The 21958-nt window shown below is 71.0% G+C and carries 19 protein-coding genes and 1 pseudogene; 10 read left to right on the top strand and 10 right to left on the bottom strand.

Features of this window, described 5'->3' with window-relative positions; genetic code table 11:
- Positions 1–163: 163 nt before the first annotated feature.
- Entirely contained in the window at positions 164–943 is a 780-nt protein-coding gene (locus OG985_RS42195; RefSeq protein ID WP_371674657.1) for a class I SAM-dependent methyltransferase, read from the top strand.
- 100 nt (positions 944–1043) lie between these two features.
- Here OG985_RS42195 and OG985_RS42190 read toward each other — a convergent pair whose 3' ends face one another.
- Complete coding sequence (locus OG985_RS42190) at positions 1044–1679, bottom strand: hypothetical protein (protein ID WP_371673699.1); 636 nt, start codon at positions 1677–1679, stop codon at positions 1044–1046.
- Positions 1680–2112: 433 nt separating this feature from the next.
- On the opposite strand from OG985_RS42190, the gene OG985_RS42185 reads away from it, so the two are divergent.
- On the top strand, positions 2113–2448 hold the full coding sequence (locus OG985_RS42185; protein ID WP_371673698.1) for a hypothetical protein: 336 nt from the start codon (positions 2113–2115) through the stop codon (positions 2446–2448).
- 122 nt (positions 2449–2570) lie between these two features.
- On the opposite strand, the gene OG985_RS42180 is transcribed toward OG985_RS42185, so the two are convergent.
- A complete protein-coding gene (locus OG985_RS42180) occupies positions 2571–3098 on the bottom strand; it encodes a cysteine hydrolase family protein (RefSeq protein ID WP_371673697.1) in 528 nt (175 codons plus the stop codon).
- Positions 3099–3302: 204 nt separating this feature from the next.
- On the opposite strand from OG985_RS42180, the gene OG985_RS42175 reads away from it, so the two are divergent.
- From OG985_RS42175 to OG985_RS42160, 4 genes are all read left to right on the top strand, one after another.
- Positions 3303–3920, top strand: a complete 618-nt coding sequence (locus tag OG985_RS42175; protein WP_371673696.1) for a TetR/AcrR family transcriptional regulator — start codon at positions 3303–3305, stop codon at positions 3918–3920.
- 312 nt (positions 3921–4232) lie between these two features.
- Positions 4233–5066 (top strand): molybdate ABC transporter substrate-binding protein, encoded by an 834-nt coding sequence (modA, locus tag OG985_RS42170; protein ID WP_371674656.1) that lies wholly within the window; start codon positions 4233–4235, stop codon positions 5064–5066.
- On the top strand, positions 5063–5926 hold the full coding sequence (modB, locus tag OG985_RS42165) for a molybdate ABC transporter permease subunit (protein ID WP_371673695.1): 864 nt from the start codon (positions 5063–5065) through the stop codon (positions 5924–5926). Before modA ends, modB begins: the two co-directional genes overlap by 4 nt.
- The gene (locus tag OG985_RS42160) at positions 5923–7026 is read left to right on the top strand and encodes an ABC transporter ATP-binding protein (protein ID WP_371673694.1); all 1104 of its coding nucleotides are present in this window, start codon (positions 5923–5925) and stop codon (positions 7024–7026) included. The genes modB and OG985_RS42160 overlap by 4 nt, the downstream gene beginning before the upstream one ends.
- A 42-nt stretch (positions 7027–7068) precedes the next feature.
- On the opposite strand, the gene OG985_RS42155 is transcribed toward OG985_RS42160, so the two are convergent.
- The 3 genes and pseudogenes from OG985_RS42155 to OG985_RS42145 form a co-directional block, all read right to left on the bottom strand.
- Positions 7069–11124 carry a molybdopterin-dependent oxidoreductase gene (locus OG985_RS42155; protein WP_371674655.1) on the bottom strand — a complete coding sequence of 1352 codons (4056 nt, stop codon included), beginning with the start codon at positions 11122–11124 and terminating at the stop codon, positions 7069–7071.
- Positions 11125–11780: 656 nt separating this feature from the next.
- On the bottom strand, positions 11781–12758 hold the full coding sequence (locus OG985_RS42150; RefSeq protein ID WP_371673693.1) for an ABC transporter substrate-binding protein: 978 nt from the start codon (positions 12756–12758) through the stop codon (positions 11781–11783).
- A 197-nt stretch (positions 12759–12955) separates the two neighbouring features.
- Positions 12956–13478 (bottom strand): annotated as a pseudogene (locus OG985_RS42145) (amidohydrolase family protein); the annotation flags it as partial.
- A gap of 240 nt (positions 13479–13718) precedes the next feature.
- Here OG985_RS42145 and OG985_RS42140 point away from each other — a divergent pair.
- Both OG985_RS42140 and OG985_RS42135 read left to right on the top strand, forming a co-directional pair.
- Complete coding sequence (locus OG985_RS42140; protein ID WP_371673692.1) at positions 13719–14285, top strand: hypothetical protein; 567 nt, start codon at positions 13719–13721, stop codon at positions 14283–14285.
- Between the two features lie 82 nt (positions 14286–14367).
- Positions 14368–15129: a hypothetical protein gene (locus OG985_RS42135; protein WP_371673691.1), complete on the top strand. Its 762-nt coding sequence runs from the start codon at positions 14368–14370 to the stop codon at positions 15127–15129.
- Positions 15130–15150: 21 nt separating this feature from the next.
- On the opposite strand, the gene OG985_RS42130 is transcribed toward OG985_RS42135, so the two are convergent.
- Positions 15151–16068: an alpha/beta hydrolase fold domain-containing protein gene (locus OG985_RS42130; protein ID WP_371673689.1), complete on the bottom strand. Its 918-nt coding sequence runs from the start codon at positions 16066–16068 to the stop codon at positions 15151–15153.
- On the bottom strand, positions 16053–16610 hold the full coding sequence (locus tag OG985_RS42125) for a quercetin 2,3-dioxygenase (protein WP_371673688.1): 558 nt from the start codon (positions 16608–16610) through the stop codon (positions 16053–16055). The genes OG985_RS42130 and OG985_RS42125 overlap by 16 nt, the downstream gene beginning before the upstream one ends.
- 108 nt (positions 16611–16718) lie before the next feature.
- Between OG985_RS42125 and OG985_RS42120 the strand changes: the two genes are divergently transcribed.
- A complete protein-coding gene (locus tag OG985_RS42120; protein ID WP_371673687.1) occupies positions 16719–17180 on the top strand; it encodes a MarR family winged helix-turn-helix transcriptional regulator in 462 nt (153 codons plus the stop codon).
- 291 nt (positions 17181–17471) lie between these two features.
- Positions 17472–18989, top strand: coding sequence for an MFS transporter (locus tag OG985_RS42115; protein ID WP_371674654.1), 1518 nt, complete (start codon positions 17472–17474; stop codon positions 18987–18989).
- A 172-nt stretch (positions 18990–19161) separates the two neighbouring features.
- On the opposite strand, the gene OG985_RS42110 is transcribed toward OG985_RS42115, so the two are convergent.
- The 3 genes from OG985_RS42110 to OG985_RS42100 form a co-directional block, all read right to left on the bottom strand.
- Positions 19162–20085: an RNA polymerase sigma-70 factor gene (locus tag OG985_RS42110; RefSeq protein WP_371673685.1), complete on the bottom strand. Its 924-nt coding sequence runs from the start codon at positions 20083–20085 to the stop codon at positions 19162–19164.
- 62 nt (positions 20086–20147) lie between these two features.
- A complete protein-coding gene (locus OG985_RS42105; protein ID WP_371673684.1) occupies positions 20148–20621 on the bottom strand; it encodes a carboxymuconolactone decarboxylase family protein in 474 nt (157 codons plus the stop codon).
- A gap of 562 nt (positions 20622–21183) precedes the next feature.
- The gene (locus OG985_RS42100) at positions 21184–21840 is read right to left on the bottom strand and encodes a maleylpyruvate isomerase N-terminal domain-containing protein (RefSeq protein WP_371673683.1); all 657 of its coding nucleotides are present in this window, start codon (positions 21838–21840) and stop codon (positions 21184–21186) included.
- Between the last annotated feature and the right edge of the window lie 118 nt (positions 21841–21958).

Here is a 21958-nt window from a genome sequence, read left to right as displayed (position 1 = left end):
GTACGCGGCCGCCCAGCACATCACCGTCTCGCGGCGGGGCAGGCTGCGCGAGCCTTCCGCGCTGATCAGACCGCGGGTTAGGGTCGTGGCGTCGGGTGGATCTTCAGCTGAGGTGGGCAGGGTGCCGGGGTCGGTCACGGGGTTCGACGAGAGTGAACGGCTCATGTGGGCAGGCCGGGCTGCCGCTTACGCCGGAAGCTTCGCCAAGCTGTGCGCCTATCCGACGCGGCAACTGCTCGACGCCGCCGGAGTGGGGCCGGGCGAGCGGATGCTCGACGTGGGAACGGGACCGGGCACGGTTGCCGCCGCTGCGTGCGCCCGGGGGGCGACGGTGACGGCTGTGGACGCGGAACCCACCATGGTCCAGTTGGCCGCGCGGTCCGCGCCCGCCGCTGATGTGCGTGTCGCCGTACTCCCCGAACTGCCTTTTGGTGACGGCGAGTTCGACGCCGTGGTGGCCAACTTCGTGTTGAACCACGTGGGCCGGCCCACCGTCGCCCTGGCCGAGTTGCGCCGGGTCGTGAAGCCGGGCGGGCGGATCGCGCTGACGATCTGGGCGGCTCCCCCGGCAGCGGGACAAGCCTTGCTGGGGCGCGCCATACAGGCCGCCGGTGCCGTACGCCCACCTCACCTGCCCGCGGGCATCGCTCCTGAAGATGACTTTCCCCGCGACGAGAGGGGCCTGACCGGGTTGATGGAGTCGGCGGGGCTGCGCGAGGCGGCGTGCGAGACGGTGCGGTGGGACCACCGCACCAGCGCCGAGGAGTGGTGGAGCGGTCCTGCGGCCGGCGTGGCGTTCGGCGGACAGATGGTGCGGAGCCAGACTCCGCGGATCCGCGCCGAAATCAAGCGCCACTTCGATCTGTTCAGCTCGGAGTTCGCCGACGGGGACGGTGTGCTGACGCTGCCGCACGCGGCCCTGCTTGCCCGTGCGCGTCGCTGATCCGCGGCATACGGCCCGGGAGTGGCGGCTCGATCCGTGCTCACCGCACTTCAGTCAACGCCCACCCGGACCGTCGATCAGCTGATCCGGCCGAAACCGCTCAGCCGATGTCGAGGTCGAGATCCGTCACGTACCAGGCTTCGTCGATCTTGGTGGAATGCACCTTGACGTCCAGCTGTCCGGACTTCACCCCGGTGGAGTGGGAAAGGATGATCTTGTCGAGCGTCTGTCCGTCGACGGTGATCTTGTCGGCGGGGACCACTGCCTTGCCACCGGTGGCCGGGACCTTGGCGACGTCGACCTTCGGGTCGTCCGTGGGCGGCTCGGGCGTGAACGCCTCACGGAACTGCCCGATGTTCTTCTCCATCTGCTTTCCCTGAGGCGCGTCGCCGTCACACGTCGCCTCGCTTCCCGCTCGCGCGGGCGACGAGCCCTTGGCTGCTTCCCCCATCAGCAGGCAAGCGTCCTTCACCTCACCCTTGACCACCGCGGTGACCCACGCGGCAACGGCCCCCTCGGCCGTGGACTGGCCGGCGGCCGAGGCCCGCGACGACGCCGAAGCGTCCTCGGGCTTCCCCTCCTCCGACTTGTCGGTGTCAGCTGCGGGCGAGCTGCTCGCGGCCGACTCCTTGTCCGCGGTGGAATCCGTACTGTCCGAGCAGCCCGTGAGGCCCATGACCGCCGCCGCCAGCGCGCTCCCGGCGATCCAGCCGATGGCCCTCTTCCTGTGACTCACTAACACCGTTCTCGCTAACACCGTTCTCGAAGTCCTTCCATGACATCCATACGCCTTGACGACACCGCGCAGCGTCTCGTCGAGGTGCCGCTTCGACCATGGAGACGGGAGTGACGGGAGAACGGTTCTGGGAGTCGGCAGATCGCGCGGTGCCAGGTCTCGTGGATCACAGTGAGGGGACCCTCCTGCCGCTCGGGCCCCGGCGGGCATCCGTGTGTGGAACCGGATGACCGCGCCGTGCCGCTGTCCACCCGTACGGCGGCACGGCGGTACCCGAGGCGGCCCAGCCCGGCCTCGTCGACGGGCATGGAGGGCGGTGGGCGGCTCCACCTCACGCGACAGCGCGACGCCGGGCCGTGTTCGTCCCGGCCCACCCTCTGGAACACCTCAAATCGCTTGCCGTACAAGGAACCTGATGGCCACGGTGATCCGCATGCGAGGAATCACGGGACTCAACACGAAACACAACTTCGTCCTGCTCGTCCGGGACGCCGACATCGTCGCGGCCGCCCTCCGCCGGGCGCTGGACGAGGCATCGCCCGAGGAGCGACCGGGCCTCGAACGCGCCGCCGCGCTGGTCGAGTCGACCGCCGCCGCGAGCGAACCGCAACTGCGCGCCCGCTGGGTCCGCTCCCGGCTGGCCGCCGCTGGCTTCACCGGCGACATCGGCTCGGTCGCGGCGGTGAAGGCACTGCGCCAGGCGGAGCGGAAGCTGAGCCTGCTGGCGGCGGTGGAACTGCAGAAGGACGCGGTGGCCCATCCGGAGTGATCCGCGTGCCCGCGCGGGCGAGGGCTGCCGGAGGCGTCGCCGGAGCTTCTCGCCGCCGTGTTCTCGACTGAACGCATCTGCCCGTACGCCGCCCGGGCGACGCGTGTCGGCCTCGCGCGTCGTCAGGACAGGAGGCCGGTCACCGCGTCCGAGTTCACCATGCGGGCGATGCGCCACAGGCCGAGCCAACCGCCGGGGAAGACCGACTCGTCCACCAGGGCCGCGTGTACCTGCGGATCCGGGTCGGCACAGGCATCCGTACAGATCAGGACCTCGTAGCCGATGTCGTAGGCCCACCGTGCGGTGGACAGCACCGTGCCGGAGGTGGCCACGCCACCGAGGATGATCCGACGGATGCCGCCTGTCTGTAGGCGCTCGTGCAGATCTGTGGTGCCGAAGGCGCCCAACGTCCTTTTGCCGAGCACCGGTTCGCCGTCGGCGGGGCTGAGCAGGGGGTGGAACTGGTCCCGCATCGCCTCGTGGGTGATGTGGAAGACGGGTGCGCCTGCCTTTCGGGCGGAGCCGATGGCGTGCGCCGCCCGGTCGGTGACGTCCGGGTCGTGGCTGTAGTTCTCGACGATGTGAGTGGCGTAGTCGAGCGCGAGGAAGGCGGTTCGCGTCCGGTCGGCTCCGTGAGCGGCCAGCGTCATGGGATCTCGGCTTCCTTCGCGGGTGGGGGGCCGGTGGTGGTCAGGGCGTCGCCGCGTCGCGTAGGCGGGGCGCCGCGAGCCAGGCATTCTCGTACGGCAGCAGGATGTTCGGTGGCGCCGCAACCGGATACGGAGAGCGCGCCCCGGTTAAGCTAGCATGAAGCGGAGAGTGCGCCCCGCTTACTGTTCCACCGAGGGAGATTCGTGGGAGGAGAGCCACGGCCGCTTCGGGCTGACGCCCGTCGGAACCGGGACCGGCTGCTGGAGGTGGCACGGACGGCGTTCGCAGCCGAGGGAGTCGCCGTTCCCCTGGATGAGATCGCGCGCCGCGCGGGCGTCGGGCCGGGAACCCTCTACCGCCACTTCCCGACCAAGGAGTCGCTGCTCGAAGCCGTCGTCCAGGAGCGAGTCCGCCGCCTTGTCGAACGTGCGCAGGCGTTGCGGCACGCCGACGACCCCGCGGCGGCCCTCGTCACCGTACTGGGCCAGGTCGTCGAGGACGCGGCCGAGAAGGCGGATCTCGTCGACACGTTGGCAGGTGCCGGGGTCGAGGTCCGGACGGCGCTGGCCACCGACGTCACCCGGCTCCACGAAGCCATCGGCCATCTCCTGGTCCGCGCCCAGAAAAGCGGTGCCGTCCGCGGTGACATCGGCATCGCCGACCTCATGGCCGTGCTCGGCGGAGTGCTGTACGCCCTGCGCAACCTCGGTGGCGGCGCCGCCCGCGAACCCGTCCTGGCCATCCTGTACGACGGCCTGCGCACGAGCGGCGCCCACGCGACGGACCCCCCGGCCGCCGTTCCGGCGGCTGCGGAGGACTGAACCACGGACCGCATCTCCGAGGGCCGCAGCCGGACCCGCGTTCCGTACAAACGCACATGCCATGCCAGACAAACAATGATCCGGCTCATGCGAAGTGACAGGTGACTTTCCCCTCGCATCTGCGGCAGTATCATCGGCATATGTGCACCTGGCGGATCGGGGGCGCTGCCGCCTACCCCCGCTCGGCCCGGTGCACGTGCCGGGCACAGGCGGTGAGGGCCTGGCCGGAGATGATCCGGTGGCCCGGCTCGTCGCGGTCCGCCAAGACCGCAGGGGATTGCGTCCGTCAGGACCAGAGGGAGTACACCCGTGATCACTCGTTCCGCTCGCCGGACCCGTCGGACGCTGCAGGTGACCGGCGCGGGCGCCGCCGCCCTGCTGGCCCTGAGCGCCTGCTCGTCCTCCGACTCGGACTCCTCCGCGAAGTCGGGTTCCTCCGCCACTGCCTCGGCCTCGGCCTCGGACAAGCTCTCGGGCGACGTGACCGTCTTCGCCGCCGCGTCCCTGAAGGAGAGCTTCACGACGCTGGGCAAGGACTTCGAGAAGGCCCACCCCGGGACGAAGGTGACCTTCAGCTTCGGCGGCAGCGACACCCTCGCCGCGAGCATCACCGGCGGCGCACCCGCCGACGTGTTCGCTGCTGCCAGCCCCAAGACGATGGCGATCGTGACGGACAAGGGGGACGCCGACGGCACGCCCACCACCTTCGTGCGCAACCAGCTGGAGATCGCCACCCTCCCGGGCAACCCGGACAAGGTCGCCTCCCTCAAGGACCTCACCACGTCGAAGCTGAAGGTCGTGCTGTGCGACAAGGCCGTGCCGTGCGGTGCCGCCGCCCAGAAGGCCCTCGACGCCGGCAAGCTGAAGCTCACCCCGGTCTCCTATGAGGAGGACGTCAAGTCCGCCCTGAACAAGGTGGTCCTGAAGGAGGCCGACGCCGCCGTCGTCTACAAGACCGACGTGAAGGCCGCGGGTGACAAGGTGGAGGGCGTGGACTTCCCCGAATCGGCCGACGCCGTCAACGACTACCCGATCGCGCTCCTCAAGGACGCCCCGAACGCGGCCGCCGCCAAGGCGTTCATCGCGCTCGTCCAGTCCGCCGAGGGCCGGCAGGTCCTGACCCAGGCCGGGTTCCTGAAGCCGTGACCTCCCCGTCCACGCCTCCGTCCCTGGACAGGGCAGACGCCGCGGACACCCTGACGGGTGGCCCGCGGCGCCGTCGCGTCCACGGGGGTGTCCCGCTGCCCCTCCTCCTGCCCGCGCTGATCGGGCTGGCGTTCCTGGCCCTGCCACTCGTCGCCCTGCTGATCCGGGCCCCCTGGCGGAGCATGCCCGATCTGCTGACCAGCACCGAGGTGTGGCAGGCGCTCCAGCTGTCGCTGCTCTGCGCCACGGCGGCGACCGCGGTGAGCCTCGTGCTCGGCGTCCCGCTGGCCTGGCTGCTGGCGCGGGTCGAGTTCCCGGGGCGGGGCCTCGTGCGCGCCCTGGTGACGCTGCCGCTGGTCCTGCCACCGGTGGTGGGCGGCGTCGCCCTGCTGATGGCGCTGGGACGCAACGGGGTCGTGGGACGGTGGCTGGACTCCTGGTTCGGGATCACTCTGCCGTTCACCACCGCCGGGGTGGTGCTCGCGGAAGCGTTCGTGGCGATGCCGTTCCTGGTGATCAGCGTCGAGGGCACCCTGCGGGCCGCCGACCCCCGCTACGAGGAGGCGGCGATGACACTGGGCGCCTCCCGCTTCACCGCGTTCCGCCGGGTCACCCTGCCGCTCATCGCCCCCGGCATCGCGGCCGGCGCCGTGCTGGCCTGGGCTCGCGCGCTCGGCGAGTTCGGCGCGACGATCACCTTCGCCGGCAACTTCCCCGGCCGTACGCAGACCATGCCCCTCGCCGTGTACCTCGCCCTCCAGAGCGATCCGGAAGCGGCGATCGCCCTCAGCCTGGTCCTGCTCGCCGTGTCGATCGCGGTGCTGGCGGGGCTGCGTGACCGCTGGATGACCACCTCATGACCGACCTCGAGAAGACCACGAAGGCCGCGCGGGACGCGGCCGGCGGCCCCGGGCCGGCCGGTGCGGGGCTCGACTCCCGGCTGGTGGTCGAGCGCGGCTCCTTCCGCCTCGACCTGACGCTGACCGCGGCGCCCGGTGACGTCGTCGCCCTGCTCGGTCCCAACGGCGCCGGCAAGACGACCGCCCTGCGCGCCCTCGCCGGTCTCGTCCCGCTCACCGGCGGCCACCTCCGGCTCGACGGCGCGGAGTTGGACCGTACGCCGCCGGAGTCCCGCCCGGTCGGGGTCGTCTTCCAGGACTACCTGCTCTTCCCCCACCTGTCCGCGCTGGACAACGTGGCCTTCGGGCCCCGCTGCCACGGCGCGACCAGGGCGGAGGCCCGCGCGCAGGCCGCCGGGTGGCTGGAGCGCATGGGCCTCGCCGACCACGCCGGTGCCAAACCCCGTCGGCTCTCCGGCGGCCAGGCCCAGCGCGTCGCCCTCGCCCGCGCCCTGGCCACCCACCCGCGTCTGCTGCTCCTCGACGAGCCTCTCGCCGCGCTCGACGCCCGCACCCGTCTCGACGTCCGGGCCCAACTCCGCCATCATCTGGCCGACTTCGAAGCGGTCGCCGTACTCGTCACGCACGACCCGCTGGACGCGATGGTCCTGGCCGACCACCTCGTGGTCATCGAGGACGGCCGCCTCGTCCAGGAGGGCACGCCGTCCGACATCGCCCGCCACCCGCGCACCGACTACATCGCCCACCTGGTCGGCCTCAACCTCTACCGGGGCGAGGCCGAGGGACACACGGTCCACGTCGACGGCAGCCCCGGGATCACGACCACGGAGGATCTCACCGGGCCGGTCTTCGTCGCCTTCCCGCCCAGCGCGGTCACCCTGCACCGGGAGCGTCCCACGGGCTCCAGCGCCCGCAACCTCTGGCGCTGCGAGGTGGCCGGCCTGGAGACCTACGGCGACCAGATCCGCGCCGCCCTCACCGGCGAACTGCCGCTGGCCGCCGACCTCACCACGGTGGCCGCCGCCGAACTCGACCTCCGCCCCGGGGCCACGGTGTGGGCGACGGTCAAGGCCGCCCAGACCCACGCCTATCCCGCCTGAGGAGACGAGCGGGGGCGTGGCCGGCCTGTTCGCCCCGTCGGTTCAGTAGACGTCGCGGACGTAGCGTTTGTCGGAGGCGAGCTGTTTGACGTACACGGCGGCCGCTTCCGGGTCGAGACCGCCGTGTGCGACGGCGATGTCGCGCAGTGCCCGGTCGACGTCCTTGGCCATGCGGGTGGCGTCGCCGCAGACGTAGAAGTGTGCGCCGTCCTGGAGCCATGACCACAGCTGGGCACCGTGCTCCCGCATGCGGTCCTGGACGTAGATCTTGACCCGCTGGTCGCGGGAGAAGGCGGTGTCGAGACGGGTGAGGGTGCCGTCGCGTCCGAAGGCGGACAGCTCGTCCTCGTAGTAGAAGTCGGTGGCGCGGTGCTGTTCACCGAAGAAGAGCCAGTTGCGGCCGCCGTGTCCGCGTGCCCGGCGTTCGTCGAGGAACCCGACGAACGGGGCCACCCCGGTGCCGGGGCCGACCATGACCATCGGGACCGTCGGGTCGGCCGGGGGACGGAAGTGCGGTGAGCGCTGGACGAACACCGGTACCGGGACGTCGGGAGCGGCGTCCGCGAGAAGGGTGGAGCACACGCCCTTGCGTGCGCGACCGTGAAGGTTCTCGTAGCGGACGACGGAGACCGTCAGCGACACCTGCCGGGGGTCGGTCAGCGGGCTGGACGAGATCGAGTACAGGCGCGGTTGGAGGCGCTTGAGGACGCCCGCCCAGTCCTGGGCGTCGGCGCGGACGGCGTACTCGGCGATGACGTCGACGCTCTGCCGGCCCCAGGACCACTGGGCGAGCTCGCCCTTGTTGTCGGGGCGCAGCAGCTTCTTCAGCTCCCGGTCCCCGGTGCGCTCGGTGACGAAGCCCAGCAGGTCGGGAGTGAGCCGGGTGATGTCCAGGTGCCGGTGCAGGGCCTCACCGAAGGGCACCTCGCCCACTCCCGGGACCACTACCGCAGCTTCGGCGTCCAGACCGGTCGCGGCCAGCCACTCGCTCACCAGCTCGGGGCAGTTGACCGGGTGCACACCGAGAGCGTCACCGGTCTCGTAGACGAGGGGTGTCCCGCTGTCGCGGCTGTCGAAGGTGAACCGTCGGACCTCCTTGCCGGCACCGGGGAGGCTGAGGAGCCGGTTGCCCGTCAGCCGGGCGGCTGCCGGTGCCGGCCTGGTGCTGCGGGCGGGTGCTGGAGCGGGAACGGTTTCCGGGCCGGTCGACGGACTGTCGGTCAGCCGGGTGAAGACCTGGTCGAGCCAGGCGTGTGCGGAGGGTTCGTAGTCCGGTTCGCAGTCGCTGCGCGGTGCGAGGCGTTCGGCGCCCAGTTCGTCCAGTCGCTGGTCGAGGCGGCGGCCGTGGCCGCAGAAGTCGTCGTACGAGGAGTCACCGAGGGCGAGGACCGCGTACCGTCGGCCGTCCAGCCGTGGGGTGTCGGGTGCGGTGAGCGCCTCCCAGAACCCGGCGCCGTTGTCGGGTGCGTCCCCGTCGCCGAAGGTGCTGGTGATCAGCAGGAGATCGGCGGTGGCCGGGAGGTTTCGGGGGTCGGTGGCGTCCATGCCCAGGAGAGCCGTGCGGTGCCCGGCGGCGGTGAGCCGGTCGGCGGTGGCCGTGGCGAACTCCTCGGCGTTTCCGGTCTGCGAGGCCCACAGCACCACCACCTCACGGCTGTCGCTCTCGACCCGGGCCGGGGGTGCGACGTCCGCCTGCGGGGCGCGCGAGTACAGGCCGGCGAGTACGCCGTTGACCCAGTGGGCGTGTTCCGCGGTGAACGGCGCGCCGGGCGGAAGGACGGGAACGCCCGGCGCGCCCGATTCCAGTCCGGCCAGGAAGCCGACCAGGTAGAGGCGTTCGTGCTCGGCCAGTACGGGCGGTGGCGTGCTCCGCAGCCCGAACACGGCCGCCGCGCCGGACGTGGGCACGCCGAACGCGGGCACGCCGAACGCGGTGGCACCGGACGTGACGGTGGTTTCCGCAGCCGACCGGGTCTCCACGGCAGGAGCCGTGACCGGCAGTGAGGCGACCGTCACCGGTGTGCTGACCTTGGCCAGGGTCACCGCGCACATCTTGAACTCGGGCTGGAAGGAGATCGGGTCGACGGCGTCACTGGTCACCGCGTTGATGCTCAGGTACTCACCGAACAGGTCGTTCCAGTGGAAGGGTGCGAAGCAGCACCCCGGCCGTACCCGGTCCGTCACCACGGCCGGCAGCACGGCTCGCCCGCGCCGGGACGCGACCTCCACGGAGTCTCCCTCGGCGATGCCCAGGCGGTCGGCGTCCTCGGGATGCAGCTCGACGAAGGGCGCGGGGTTGAGCTTGTTGAGCTTGGCGACCCGCCCGGTCTTGGTGAGGGTGTGCCACTGGTGTTGCAGGCGTCCGGTGTTGAGGACGAACGGATAGTCGTCGTCGGGCATCTCCGCCGCGGGAACGTGCGGGCGGCCGAAGAACACGCCCCGGCCGCTCGCCGTCGGGAACACCGGACCGTCGCCCCGGCTCACGTACCGGATGGGGTTGCGGTCCGGTCCCTCGGCGTCGGCGGCCGGCCACTGGACAGGGGTGGCGCGCAGCCGCTCGTAGGTCACGCCCCGCAGGTCGTATCCGGTCTTCGGGTTCCAGGCGCCCTTGATCTCCTCGAAGACGTCCTCGGCGCTGTCGTAGGAGAACGCCTCCTCGTACCCCATCGCGCGGGCGATGCGCGCGATGATCCGCCAGTCCGCCATCGCCTCGCCGGGCGGGTCGACCGCCGGCCGGGCGAGGGTGAGGTTGCGTTCGCTGTTGACCATGACGCCCTCGGACTCGCTCCACAGCGCGCCGGGCAGGACGACATCGGCGTAGGCGTTGGTCTCGGTGTCGGCGAACACGTCCTGGGTGATGACCAGTTCAGCGGCCTCGAGGCCCTCGATGACGGTCCTGCGGTTGGCGACCGAGGCGACGGGGTTGGTGCAGATGATCCAGCAGGCCTTGATCTCACCCGCGGACATCCGCCGGAACATGTCGACGGTCCCCCGGCCGGAACCGTCGGCTCGCACGGTTCCGGGCTCCAGGTCCCACAGGTCCTCGACGAAGGCACGGTCCTCGTCCACCAGCACCGACCGCTGTCCGGGCAGGCCCGGGCCCATGTACCCCATCTCGCGGCCACCCATCGCGTTGGGCTGTCCGGTGAGCGAGAACGGACCGCTTCCGGTTCGGCATATCGCTCCGGTCGCCAGATGCAGGTTGATCAGGGCGTTGGTGTTCCAGGTCCCGTGGGTGGACTGGTTGAGCCCCATGGTCCAGCAGCTCGTCCACTCCCCCGCCTCGCCGATCCACCGCGCGGCCCGCCGGATGTCCTGCTCGGGGATGCCGGTGATCTCCGAGACGGTGGCGGGCGGGTAGTCCGCGAGGAAGGCCGGCATCGTGTCCCAGCCCTCGGTGCGGGCCTCGATGAAGTCCGCGTCGAGGTGTCCGTTCTCCTGGAGCAGGTACAGCAGGCCGTTGAGCAACGCGAGGTCGGTCCCGGGCCTGATCTGCAGGAAGAGGTCGGCCTTGTCGGCGGTGGCGCTGCGCCGCGGATCGACGACGATCAGTTTCGCGCCGGCCTTCACGCGCTCCATCAGCCGCAGGAAGAGGACGGGGTGGCAGTCGGCCATGTTCGAACCGATGACGAGGAAGACGTCGGCGTACTCGAAGTCCTGGTAGGAGCCGGGCGGCCCGTCGGCACCGAGGGAGAGCTTGTAGCCGCTGCCCGCGCCGGCCATGCACAGACGCGAGTTGGACTCGATCTGGTTGGTGCGCACGAATCCCTTCGCGAGTTTGTTGGCGAGGTACTGCGCCTCCAGACTCATCTGCCCCGACACGTAGAACGCGACCGCGTCAGGGCCGTGTTCGTCGACGATCCTCCTCAGCCGCCGCGCCGTGGAGGTGATCGCCTCGTCCACGGCGACGGGTACGGGCTCGGCGCCACGTTCGGCGCGCTCCAGCGCCGAGGCCAGTCGTCCGGGGGCCGCCAGCATGTCGGCGGTGGTGGAGCCCTTGGTGCAGAGCCGGCCGAGGTTGGCGGGGTGCGTCTTGTCGCCCGATGCCTTCAGGACCTTGCGGCGACCGTCGGGGCCGGTCGCGATGTCGAGAACCATTCCGCAGCCGACACCGCAGTACGAGCAGACCGTCCGAACACGCTCCGCACCGGTCCGGGAGTCCTCTGTGGGCACCGGGGGTCCTCTTTCGTCGGTCGGATCGGTTCTCCCGACCGTACGAAATGCCCGTTACACCGACGTCACCCGGACCGATCACGAGCGGTTACACCTGCCACACAGCCACTGATCCGCACGTGTGAGAAGCCTGAACCGATCCGGGACAGCTCGCCCGACCTCCCCTTTCACGGGAAGCGCAGTGCCCCGGCCCTGATCCTCACGACAGAACCTGAGCCTCCGCGGCGGCCGTGTCCGGTGCGAACTGGTGGCTGAGGAAGGTCCTGCCGCGGGCTGCGCGTCCTCGTCCTCCGGGCCGCCGCCCATCCGGGTCATCGCCGCCGGCGCGATCAGGTTGACCTTGATGTTGTGCGGCTCGCCCGCGAGCTTCGCGCTGCGGGCCAGCCCGATCGTGCCGCCCCTCGCAGCCGCGTACGACAGGTTGTCGAGGTGCCCGAACACACCGCTCGACGTCGCGCCGCCATCCTCAACACCCTTCACGGCTGACCGCCGTCGGGCCGTCAGGCGGCCCCCCTGGGCGCGCCCGGCAGGGCTGAACGTCGACGGGGGCCTGTGAGCGGTGTCCGACGGCCACCGGCAGGTCACGAGAACAGGGCGTCCAGATCCGGCTTCTTGTCGCCGAAGAGTCCGTCTCCCTCGCTGAGGGACGCGAGCTTCTTCAGCGAGGCCATGTCGATCCGCGCCGGCCAGTTCGGCAGGATGAGGTTCTTCAGCACGTCACCGTCGATCTTGGTGTAGGTGGTGAGGATCTGGCGTGCCTCGTCGGGGTGATCGGAGGCGTAGCGCAGTGACTCGGTCATCGCTTCGGTGAACTTCTTCACCAGGCCCGGGTTCTGCTGCGTGAGCCGTGTCGAGGTGAAGTACGTCGCCACCGTGAGATCGGGGTCCGTCTCGGCGAACGGCGAGGCCACGACGCGGGCGCCCTGTGCCTTGGCGATGGTCTGCGCGGGTTCCCCCATCCAGGCGGCGTCCACCCGGCCGCCGTCCACGGCAGCCGGCATCTGGTCGAACGCGATCTCGACGAACTTGACCTTGGACGGGTCACCGCCGGCCCTGCGCACCGACTCGCGCACCGTGGTGTCCCCGATGTTCTGCAAGGTGTTCACCGCCACCGTGCGCCCGGCGAGGTCCTTGGCCGACTTGATCGGGCTGTCCTTCTTGACCACCACGGCCGTGACATCGGCGCCGATCTCGCCGTTGGAGGCAGCGCCGTTGACCACGGACTTGACCGGAACTCCCTTGCTCTGGGCGATCATCAGGGACGTGGTGTTGCTGAACCCGAACTGGAACTGCCCGCTCACCACACCGGGGATGATCGCCGCACCGCCCTGGGCGCTCACCATCTCCAGCTTGATGCCCCGACGGTCGAAGAACCCCTTTTGCTGTCCGAGATAGAGGGGAGCCACGTCGACGATCGGGATGACGCCGACCTTGACCGTCGTGGTCCCGCTCCCGCCCGAGGACGACGTACCGCTCGAGCCGGATTCCGAGGACCCGCAGCCGGCCACGCCCACCACGGCGATGACCACCGCCAAGGGCCCGAGAACGCACCTTCGCATGAGCTCCTCCTAGGAACAGCAGCGGTGAACGGTACGAACAGCAGGTATGCACAAGCGGGTCCGCGAGCCGGCGGTAGGCCAGCGACGACGTCTCGGTGACCAGGTCGGAAAGGAGCGGGGAAGAACACGGCCGCCGCGCCGCGACCGCGCGGCCACCTTGTGCAGTTTCCTGACGGCCGCAATCTACACACCCGCTGTCAGGCTGTCAGCCCTCCGCACAGAGGTGGCAGCATGAGGGATCGGGGTGAGACATGGACAGGGTCCCCGATCGCGGACGCGTCCACCCGGTGCGGGTCGTCGCCGAGCAGGGCCAGGTCCGCCCGTTTGCCGGGGGTGAGTCTGCCGGCGTCGGAGTCCCAGTGGCAGGCGTGGGCCGCCTCGGTGGTGTAGGCGCGCAGGGCTTCGCGCACGCCGATCGCCTCGTCCCCGCCGATGGTGCGGCCGGACCCCGCCATGCGTTCGACCATGAACTGGATCGCCCGCAGGGGCGCGCCGTCTGGCGACGGGACGGTCGGAGCTGCCGACGAGGGGTACGCCGTGGTCGAGGAAGCCGCGGCCCCGGTGGAGCCAGTCCGCACGCTCCTGCCCCATGATCGTGGCGTAGTCGTCCCCGTAGTGGCGCAGGCAGTCGGGCTGGACGACGGCCGTCACCCCGAGGGCCGCCATCCGGGGCAACTGGTCGGGGCGGACCACGCCCGCGTGCTCGATGCGGTGCCGTGCCCCGCCGGTCAGGAGGCCCGGCGCGGCCGCCCCACAGGCGGGGCGGCAGGGCTGCCGGAGCCGGGCAAGGGCCGCCGTGAGGCCGTACGTCGCGGGAGAGCGAGCCATGGCCGTGACCCCGGACAAGCATGATCGTTACTCCCGGCGCAGAGACCGCCCGGCGAGGTCAGCGCATCGGCGTCTGCTGATCCGCGCCTCGGCCCGAGGCGCGCGCGTCTTCAACGGAGAGGAACCACACCGGTGAGCGGGTGGATCACAGTCGGTCTCGGAGCCGCGGCCGCGCTCTGCCCCCTGCCGGGCACAGCCGGAACGGCCGTGGTCATCGACACCACGCCCACCACGGCGCACCTGGTGGTGTGCGCCGCCGACACATGGGTCGAGATCACCCCCGCGCAGCAGGAAGCGCCGAAGGCGCAACCGTCGGCTGAACCTCCCTACGGAGAACGGGCGTTGCCCGCCCCGGCCCCTCCGGCACACCCCGTCGTCAGCGATCGACCGGCGCCACGTCCGTCGAAAGCGCCGCCTTCCCCGCCCGCCGAGCGCCGGCCGCCACCCACGACCGAGCCACGCCCGGACGCCGATGACGTCGCACATGTCGATGACGTCCTCGCCGATACCCCGGCCCCCTCCCCCGCACCACGGGCCGCCCCCTTCCGGTGGGTGCCGCGCTTCCGTTACGTCGGCCGCTCGGCCCGCCCGGCCCCCGCGGGCCTGTCCACCACGATGACCACCGTCGTGATCACCACTCCGGCCATCCTGGCCGCCGCCGCGCTGCGCCCGGGCTCCCGGCGCCGCGGCGGCGGCTGACCCGCCGTCAGGGCACCCCGGGATCCGTCCCGTGGACCCTTCGCCCACCAGTCCGTTCGTCCGTTCGCCCTGGAGTCCCACTGTGCCGGAATGGCTGATCTACACCCTGGCCTGCGCACTGGTCTGCGCCTTCGTCGTCGCCGCCACCATGATGCGCCACCGCCGCGTGGCCGACGACGAGGACACCTCACAGACTCCCGACGTCCTGGAGTACATGGTGATGATGGTCGGCGTCGTCTACGCCATCGTCCTGGGCCTGGCCATCGCCGGCGTCTGGGAGGCACGCGGCGCCGCCGAGGACACCGTCCAGCGCGAGGCCCAGGCCCTGTACGAGATCGACCAGCGCCTGGACGTCTACCCCGCCGCCTTCCACACCCGGGTCGAGCAGCACATCGACGCCTACGCCCGGCATGCCGTCGCCACCGAGTGGCCGGCCATGGAGGAGGACAAGCAGGTCGACGCCGCCGGCGCGGGACTGCTCACCCGCATCCGCAGCGACCTCGCCCATCACACGCCGACCGACGAACTGCAGGCCCAGGCCTACCAACCCCTTCTGGACCAGGTCGCCGCCGCCGACGACGCGCGCCACCAACGCCTCGACAGCGCCGGTACGACCCTGCCCGGCGTGGTCTGGTTCGGCCTGATCGCCGGCGGGATGGTCACCCTCGGACTGCTCTACGCCCTGCAGATCCGCCGCTCCGTCCGCGAACTGATGCTGGCCACCGCGTTCAGCGCACTGGTGGTGTTCCTGCTCTTCCTGGTCTGGAGCTTCGACGCTCCGTTCGGCCACTCCGGGGCCGAGTCGGCTCAGCCCTTGCAGGAGCTGTACGCGAGCACCGCGTGACGCCGAGGGGGCCAGGGGGGCTCAGACCACTCCTGCCGAGTCCTGACGGCGGCCCTCGTTCACCAGCCGTCGGGCCCACTCCTGGGAGTGCGTGAAGACCTTTTCGACCTGGTCGTCGGGGAGTTGGTGCCACACATGGTCCGCCCCCGGCACCATCACCAGTTCGACGGACGCTCCCACCGCCTCCAGGCGCGCGGCGAGGCGTCGACTGTGGTCGCAGTCGACCATCGAGTCGTGCGTGCCGTGTGCGAGGAGGAAGGACGGAGCACCGGCGTGCACCCGCGCCAACGGGCTTGCCGCGCGGGCCAGGTCGGGAACCGCGTCGGGTGCGGCTCCGAGCAGAAGTGCGTGGGGTGTGGTGGGGTCGTCGCCGTCGAGGGTGAGGTCGCTCGGTGCGTACCAGGCGATGGCGCCGGAGACGTGGCACGCTTCCGGCGACAGCGCGAGCAGTGACGCGAGGTGTCCGCCCGCCGACTCTCCCCACACCACCGTGCGGCGGGCGTCGATGCCGAGTTCGGCGGCGCGCAGGCCGAGCCAGCGGAGGGCGTGACGCAGGTCGTCCAGCGGTGCGGGGAACACGGCTTCGCCGCTGAGGCGGTAGTCGGCGGCCGCGACGGCGAATCCCGCGGCGGCGATCCGGGCGAGCGGGCCCGGGGTCCAGTCCCGCATCCGGTAGCCCATGTCCTCGCGGCGCCCCCGGCGCCAGGCACCACCGTGGACGAACAGCACCAGGGGCGAGGGTCCGGTGTCCGGGGCGCGGTCGGGAAGGTACAGGTCGAGTTCGAGTGGACGTGCGCCGGGCAGGTCGGCGTACGGCACGCCCCGCAAGAGGCGCGTCCCGTTGCCCACCGGGGCCGCGGGCGGGAGCGCCGCCTCGTCCGGGTGCGGGGCGGCGATGAGTGCCCGCAGGTCGGCGCCCGGGGTCACTGGGTGCGCCACTGGTGACCGGGCAGGAACCGGACGTCGTACTGCTGGGGGACGGTGGCGAACTTGTGCGGCTCGGGGATGTACGGCCGGCTGGGCGGGCCGAGGGTGTCGACCGGGGTGCCGAGGTTCTCGAAGAACCGCTCGAACGTGCCGCCGGGGCCCGCCGCCACGCCCACGATGCGGCTGCCGTGCCGTTCGATGCGGTAGGCGTGCGGGCAGTTCTTCGGCACGAAGCCGAAGTCGCCGCCGGCCAGGAGCTTTTCGTACTGCTCACCGGCGGTGTCCTCGACGAACAGGCGCACCGCGCCGTCCGTAACGAAGAACACCTCGTAGGTGTCGGGGTGCACATGAGCCGGAATGGTGTCGCCCTTGGGGCCCTCACAGGTGAAGAAGTTGAAGGTGTTCTCCGTCTGCTCGCCGCCCGCGTAGACCGTGAACAGGTCGGTGAACAGGTGCGCTCGGTCTCCCATGTCCTTCTCGATGAAGTAGGGCTTGCCCGGTTCGGGCGGTATGTGTGACGACTGCCGGTACCGGGTGGCGAACTCAAGTGTCATGGGGCGCTCCATCGTGATCACACCAGCGAATGTCAGGTAGCCTGACATAGAGGGGCGCGGGTGTGCAACACTTCCGCGAGGTCGAGTCGCCGTACCACCGGGGAGGACATGCACACCAGCCGACGCCAGCTGCCAGGACTGCTGGGCGAAGCCCGTCGATGGTTCGACGACGCCCTGCTCGCCGCACTGACGGCACAGGGGGCCCAGCCGGTGTCCTCCACACACCTGCAGCTCTTCGCCGTCCTCGACGACGACGGGACCACCGTCTCCGAACTCGCCCGGCGCATGGCCGTCACCCGGCAGACCGCGCACCAGGCCGTGCACAGCCTGGTCGCCGCGGGCCTGCTGGAGCAGGTGCCGGACCCCGCCTCCCAGCGCCGGCGGCTCATCCGGCGTACCGCCTCGGGCCGGCGGGCCCACACCCTGGCGGAGGACATCCTCACCGGACTGGAACACACGCTCGCAGAGCGGATCGGGACCGAGACGGTGGCTCAACTGCGGGCCGTCCTCGAACAGCCGTGGGGCCGGCCACCCGAGCCGGCGGCCGAGCCGCACGGCCTCGGAGGGTAGGGCAGGGCTCCGAGCCCGGACGACCGGCCCACCGACCGGCCCCCGGCCCGCAGTGCCTCCCCGCCCGGTGGGCGGCCTCGCGGACCGCGCCGGCCTGGTCCACGACGGCCACTCCGGCCGAAAACATGCACGGCTCCCTGTGCGATCTCGCGGACCGTGGCTGATCGTCTTCCGGATGCGTCCCCTCGGGTGCGAGGGCACACTGACCGCGTGAGCGGAACGCATACGAAACGTAACGAGAGCACGCTCGGTGCCGGACGTGCGGCCTCCCAGCCCTTGGCGCTCGCAGCCATGATGTTCGCCGTGGCGATGACCTTCATCGACCAGACGATCGTGTCGATCGCCGCCCCCGACATCGTCTCCGAACTCGGACTGTCCACCTCGGGCATGCAGTGGGTGGTCAACGCCTACCTGCTCGCCCTGGCCGCGTTCTTCGCGCTCGGCGGACGCGTCGCAGACCTGTGGGGACCGCGCCGCGTCGTGGTGGCCGGCACCCTGATCTTCGTCGTCTCCTCGGTGCTGTGCGGCTGCGTACCCACCGGGGACTACGCGCTGACCTGGCTGATCGTCTTCCGGGCCACGCAGGGGCTGGGCGCCGCGCTGCTCTTCCCGGCCGCGCTCGCCGTGGTCGTGGCGGTGTTCCCGGTCGAGCGGCGGGGACGGGCCCTCGCCCTGTTCTTCGGCCTCACCGGCGCCCTCACCGCCCTGGGACCGCTGCTCGGCGGCTGGCTGACCTCATGGACCTGGCGGGCGATCTTCTGGGTCAACGTCCCCGTGGCCGTCGCGGCACTGCTCCTCACCGCGCTCGCCCACGTCTCCGACCGTCGGAGGGACGAACGGCTGGACATCGTGGGCGCGTTGCTGATCGCCGCCGGCATGGGCCTGAGCGTGCTCGGATTCCAGCAGGCATCGGTGTGGGGCTGGGACAGCGTGGCGACCTGGGCGTGCATCATCGGCGGAATCGCCGTTCTCTACGTCTTCTGCCGCTACGAACTGCGCACTCGCCACCCTCTGATCAACCTCGCGGTGTTCCGTGACCGCGCCTTCACCGTCGACTCGCTGGTGCTCTTCTTCGCCATGCTGGCGTTCGTCCCTCTGTTCTTCTTCGCCTCGGTCTACGCCCAGGTCTCCCTGAGCGCCTCCCCCAACCAGGCCGCCCTGTACCTGCTGTACTTCTTCGTCGGGTTCGCCATCGCCTCCCAGTGGGGCGGCCGCATCCTCGACAAGCAGGGTGCCCGTCCCGCGCTGAAGATCGGCTGCGTGGTCGGCGCCATCGGGTTCGCGCTGTGGGCCGGCAAACTGACCGACCTGTCCATGCACGACCAGTGGCCCTATGCCGCGCTCGCCGGTGCGGGCATCGGCTTCATCCTCGCCCCGGCCTCGACGGACGCCGTGAACCGCTCGATCGACGCCTCCTACGGCGAGGTCACCGGCATCACCCAGACCGTCCGCAACTATGCGGCGAGCATCGGCCTGGCCGTCTTCGGAACGATGCTGACGCACACCATGACCGACAACGTCGTCGACACCCTCCAGAAGCGCGGCGTGCCCTCGGACACCGCGCACTCCGTGGCCCACAGCGTGACGGAGGCCGTCACCGGCAACGCGGACGCCAGGACCCCCACCGGGAACGGCCCGGCCGCGACGGCGATGCGCGATTCCATGTCCGCGATCCGCATGGACTTCGCCGAAGCCAACCAGTACGTGTTCTACGGCATGGCCGTCGCCCTCGGCGTCGGCTTTTTCTGCGCCCTGCGCCACCCCGGCGGGAGCGTACCGGCGACGGCCGAGGACAACCGGCCTCAGTAGTAGTGGATCCGCAGGCCGGCCTCGTCCGACTGCGCCTGCCAGCGCTGGGGATTGCTCTGAGCGGTCCGGGTGAAGAGGCGGTCGGGTCCCAGCACACGCAGCATGTCCTCCGAAAGCGGAACAACGCTTCGTGGTCATGGGCGCCCACGAGACTCGATCGCGCACGTCGCGTTCACCTCGTGTCCCGGCGGGCCGCCCTCCACTCACGATCGACGGCCCAGGCATCGGCGACCGGCCCGATGTGGGCGAGCTTCTCGGGGTTGATGACCGCGCGAATGGTCTGAATCCGCCCGTCGAGCACGTCGAGGACCAGGGTGTGCAGGATCCTGCCGTCCCGGTCGCGGAAGACCGCGCCGGGCTGGCCGTTCATCTCGCGCGGCTCGAACGTCACGTCGATCCGCGCGAGCCACGGGAAGACGGTGCCCAGCACCGTGGCCACGTTCTCCGCGCCCGTGAGGGCCCTGGCCAGCTGCGGGGCCTTGCCGCCGCCGTCCCCGACCAGCTGAACGTCGGCGGCCAGCAGATCCCGCAGCCCACCCACATCCCCGTTGCTCAACGCGTCGAAGAACCGCGCCGCCAGTTCCTGCCGCTCCTGACGGTCGGCGGCGAACCGGGGCTGCCCGGTCTGCATGTGTCGCCGCGCCCGTACGAGCAGTTGCCGGCAGGCCGTCTCGGAACGTCCCACCGCTACGGCGATCTCGTCGAACCCGAAGGCGAACACCTCCCGCAGCAGGAAGACCGCCCGCTCCAGCGGGCTGAGCCGCTCCAGCAACAGCAGCGCCGCCATCGACACCGAGTCGGCCAGCTCCACCGAACGCGCCGGATCCTCATACGGATCGTTCAGCAGGGGCTCGGGAAGCCACGGGCCCACGTACGACTCCCGCCGCACCCTCGCCGAACGCAGCACATCGATGGAGATCCGTGTCACCGCGGCCGAGAGGAACGACTTGGTCGACGTGGGCCGGGTCGCCGAGCCGTCGAAGCGCAGCCACGTCTCCTGCACCGCGTCCTCGGCGTCACTCACACTGCCCAGAATCCGGTAGGCGATCGAGAACAGCAGCGGCCGCAGCTCCTCGAAGTCCTCGACCTTGCTCACGTCGGATCCCCTTTCCCCTGAACCGGACGGTACATGTGCCGGAGTCGCTGACGCCGTTCGGTTCAGTGGAACTGGCCCGGTTCGTAGTCTCCGCCCGGCTGCTGGTTGATGATGTTCAGCCGGTTGGCCATGTTCATGAACGAGACCAGGACCACCAGAGCGGTGAGCTGCTCCTCGTCGTAGTGCTTGGCGGCGTGTGCCCACACCTCGTCGTCGACCCCACCGGCCGCGTCCGCGATCCGGGTCCCCTCCTCCGCCAGCCTCAGCGCGGCACGCTCGGCCTCGGTGAAGACCGTGGCCTCGCGCCAGGCCGCGACCAGGTGCAGTCGCACCGGGGTCTCGCCGGCAGCGGCGGCCTCCTTGGTGTGCATGTCGATGCAGAGGGCACAGCCGTTGATCTGGCTGACGCGCAGCGCCACGAGCTCCTGCGTCGCGGCCGGCAGCGGCGAGTCCTTGAGCGTCTTGCCCGCCGACATGAAGTACTTGAGGGCCTTGCCGGCGGTCGGGCTGGTGAAGAAGTTCAGTCGCGCGTTCATGGTCTGCTCCTCCGTGGTCGTCAGTGGCTACACCCACGGGACGAGGTAGCCCGTTCCCCTGTGACATGGATGCGTGTGACCTGGGTCTCCCCCTCGCCGAGGTCTACTGGCCGTCGAACGAGTCGGCGTACGGCGGCAGTTGACGGCACCGGCAGCCGGGCACCACTGGTGGCAGGCGTGCCCGAGAACGGCGAGGTGCTCTGGCACAGCCCCCAAGTGGCTCAGGACAAACTGGAGTTCGGCGGCCGGGTGGGAGCGTGAGACGCGGCCGACGCGAGCCTCAAGTCGTTCGCGCCCATGGCCGTCGCCGTTCAGGTCGGCTGCAGCTGGTGCCTCGACGTCGGCTACTTCCTGGTAGTACGGGCGGGTCACCCGGATCTACGCGACGGCCAACCCGCGGAAGCTGACACGGGTGGACGAACCGTCCGAACTGGTCAGGTAGAGCCGCCCGTCGTGAGTGTTCCGGGCGGCGGCGACCGCCCGGAACACTGCTCCCCGCACAGCGGTCGTACGCCCGGGATACGGATCAGCCGCTGTCACGTGCTCCCGCTCGGCCGCACGATCATCCGAGGACGAGCGGGAGTTTCCTGAGCAACCCGCCGAGTTCGGCGCTCTCCGCCTCGGTCGGGGCGCGGCGTCCGGTGCCGACCAGCAGCGCGTCCTTGTCGGAGAACGACGCGGGGAACCCGCTCCCGGCGATCTCCTCCAGCAGCTCGCGGGACCCGGCGAGGCCCTCCGCGGGCGGTTCCGCCGCGGCCGGGAGGTGCGCGATGAGGTCGAGGTGGTGCAGCGTCCACTCCAGGACGTACGCGCGGAGGTAGTCGCGCACGGTGAGGACCTGGTCGCGGGTGCCGACCCGCAGACCGGGGTCGGCGAGTTCGGCCGCTCGGCCGGCGGCGGAGCCGACGTCGTCGAGGTGGAACCTGAGCAGCCGGGGCTCCCCGTACGCGGCGGCCAGCCTGACGGTCAGCGCGTCGAGCGGGTCGTCGCCGGTCGGCGGCGACGCGGTGACGTCCCAGTAGGTCACGGCGTCACGGGTCGGCTCCGTGTCGGCGGGGGTCACGAGCGTGATGAGGACGTCCTGGGCGTCGATGACCAGATGGCACACCAGGTCCCGCACGAGCCAGCCGGTGCAGCCGGACGGCTGCGCGAAGGCCTCGTCCGGGAGCTCGGCCACCGCCGTGCGCAACGCCGTCCAGGAGCGGGAGAAGAGATCCACGGCGGCACGGTAGTGCGAGGTCGCAGGGGCCGACAAGCGGGTTCCGTACGGTCGCTCGCCCGCCCGGAGCGGTCGGCTCGCGCACACCCTCGACACGCGTCCGGCGCGCTGTCCGGTG

The organism is Streptomyces sp. NBC_00289 (genome assembly GCF_041435115.1).
In the GTDB taxonomy this organism is placed as follows: Bacteria; Actinomycetota; Actinomycetes; order Streptomycetales; family Streptomycetaceae; genus Streptomyces.
Note: the sequence above shows the minus strand (reverse complement) of the source record. Positions and strands in the feature narration are given on the sequence as shown.

Coding starts and splice junctions, on each gene's coding strand:
- OG985_RS42150 (WP_371673693.1), bottom strand. CDS start 12,758: ATGCGAAGGTGCGTTCTCGGGCCCTTGGCGGTGGTCATCGCCGTGGTG.
- OG985_RS42185 (WP_371673698.1), top strand. CDS start 2,113: ATGCGAGGAATCACGGGACTCAACACGAAACACAACTTCGTCCTGCTC.
- OG985_RS42120 (WP_371673687.1), top strand. CDS start 16,719: ATGCACACCAGCCGACGCCAGCTGCCAGGACTGCTGGGCGAAGCCCGT.
- OG985_RS42160 (WP_371673694.1), top strand. CDS start 5,923: ATGACCGACCTCGAGAAGACCACGAAGGCCGCGCGGGACGCGGCCGGC.
- OG985_RS42155 (WP_371674655.1), bottom strand. CDS start 11,124: ATGGTTCTCGACATCGCGACCGGCCCCGACGGTCGCCGCAAGGTCCTG.
- OG985_RS42180 (WP_371673697.1), bottom strand. CDS start 3,098: ATGACGCTGGCCGCTCACGGAGCCGACCGGACGCGAACCGCCTTCCTC.
- OG985_RS42125 (WP_371673688.1), bottom strand. CDS start 16,610: ATGACACTTGAGTTCGCCACCCGGTACCGGCAGTCGTCACACATACCG.
- OG985_RS42115 (WP_371674654.1), top strand. CDS start 17,472: ATGATGTTCGCCGTGGCGATGACCTTCATCGACCAGACGATCGTGTCG.
- OG985_RS42105 (WP_371673684.1), bottom strand. CDS start 20,621: ATGAACGCGCGACTGAACTTCTTCACCAGCCCGACCGCCGGCAAGGCC.
- OG985_RS42195 (WP_371674657.1), top strand. CDS start 164: ATGTGGGCAGGCCGGGCTGCCGCTTACGCCGGAAGCTTCGCCAAGCTG.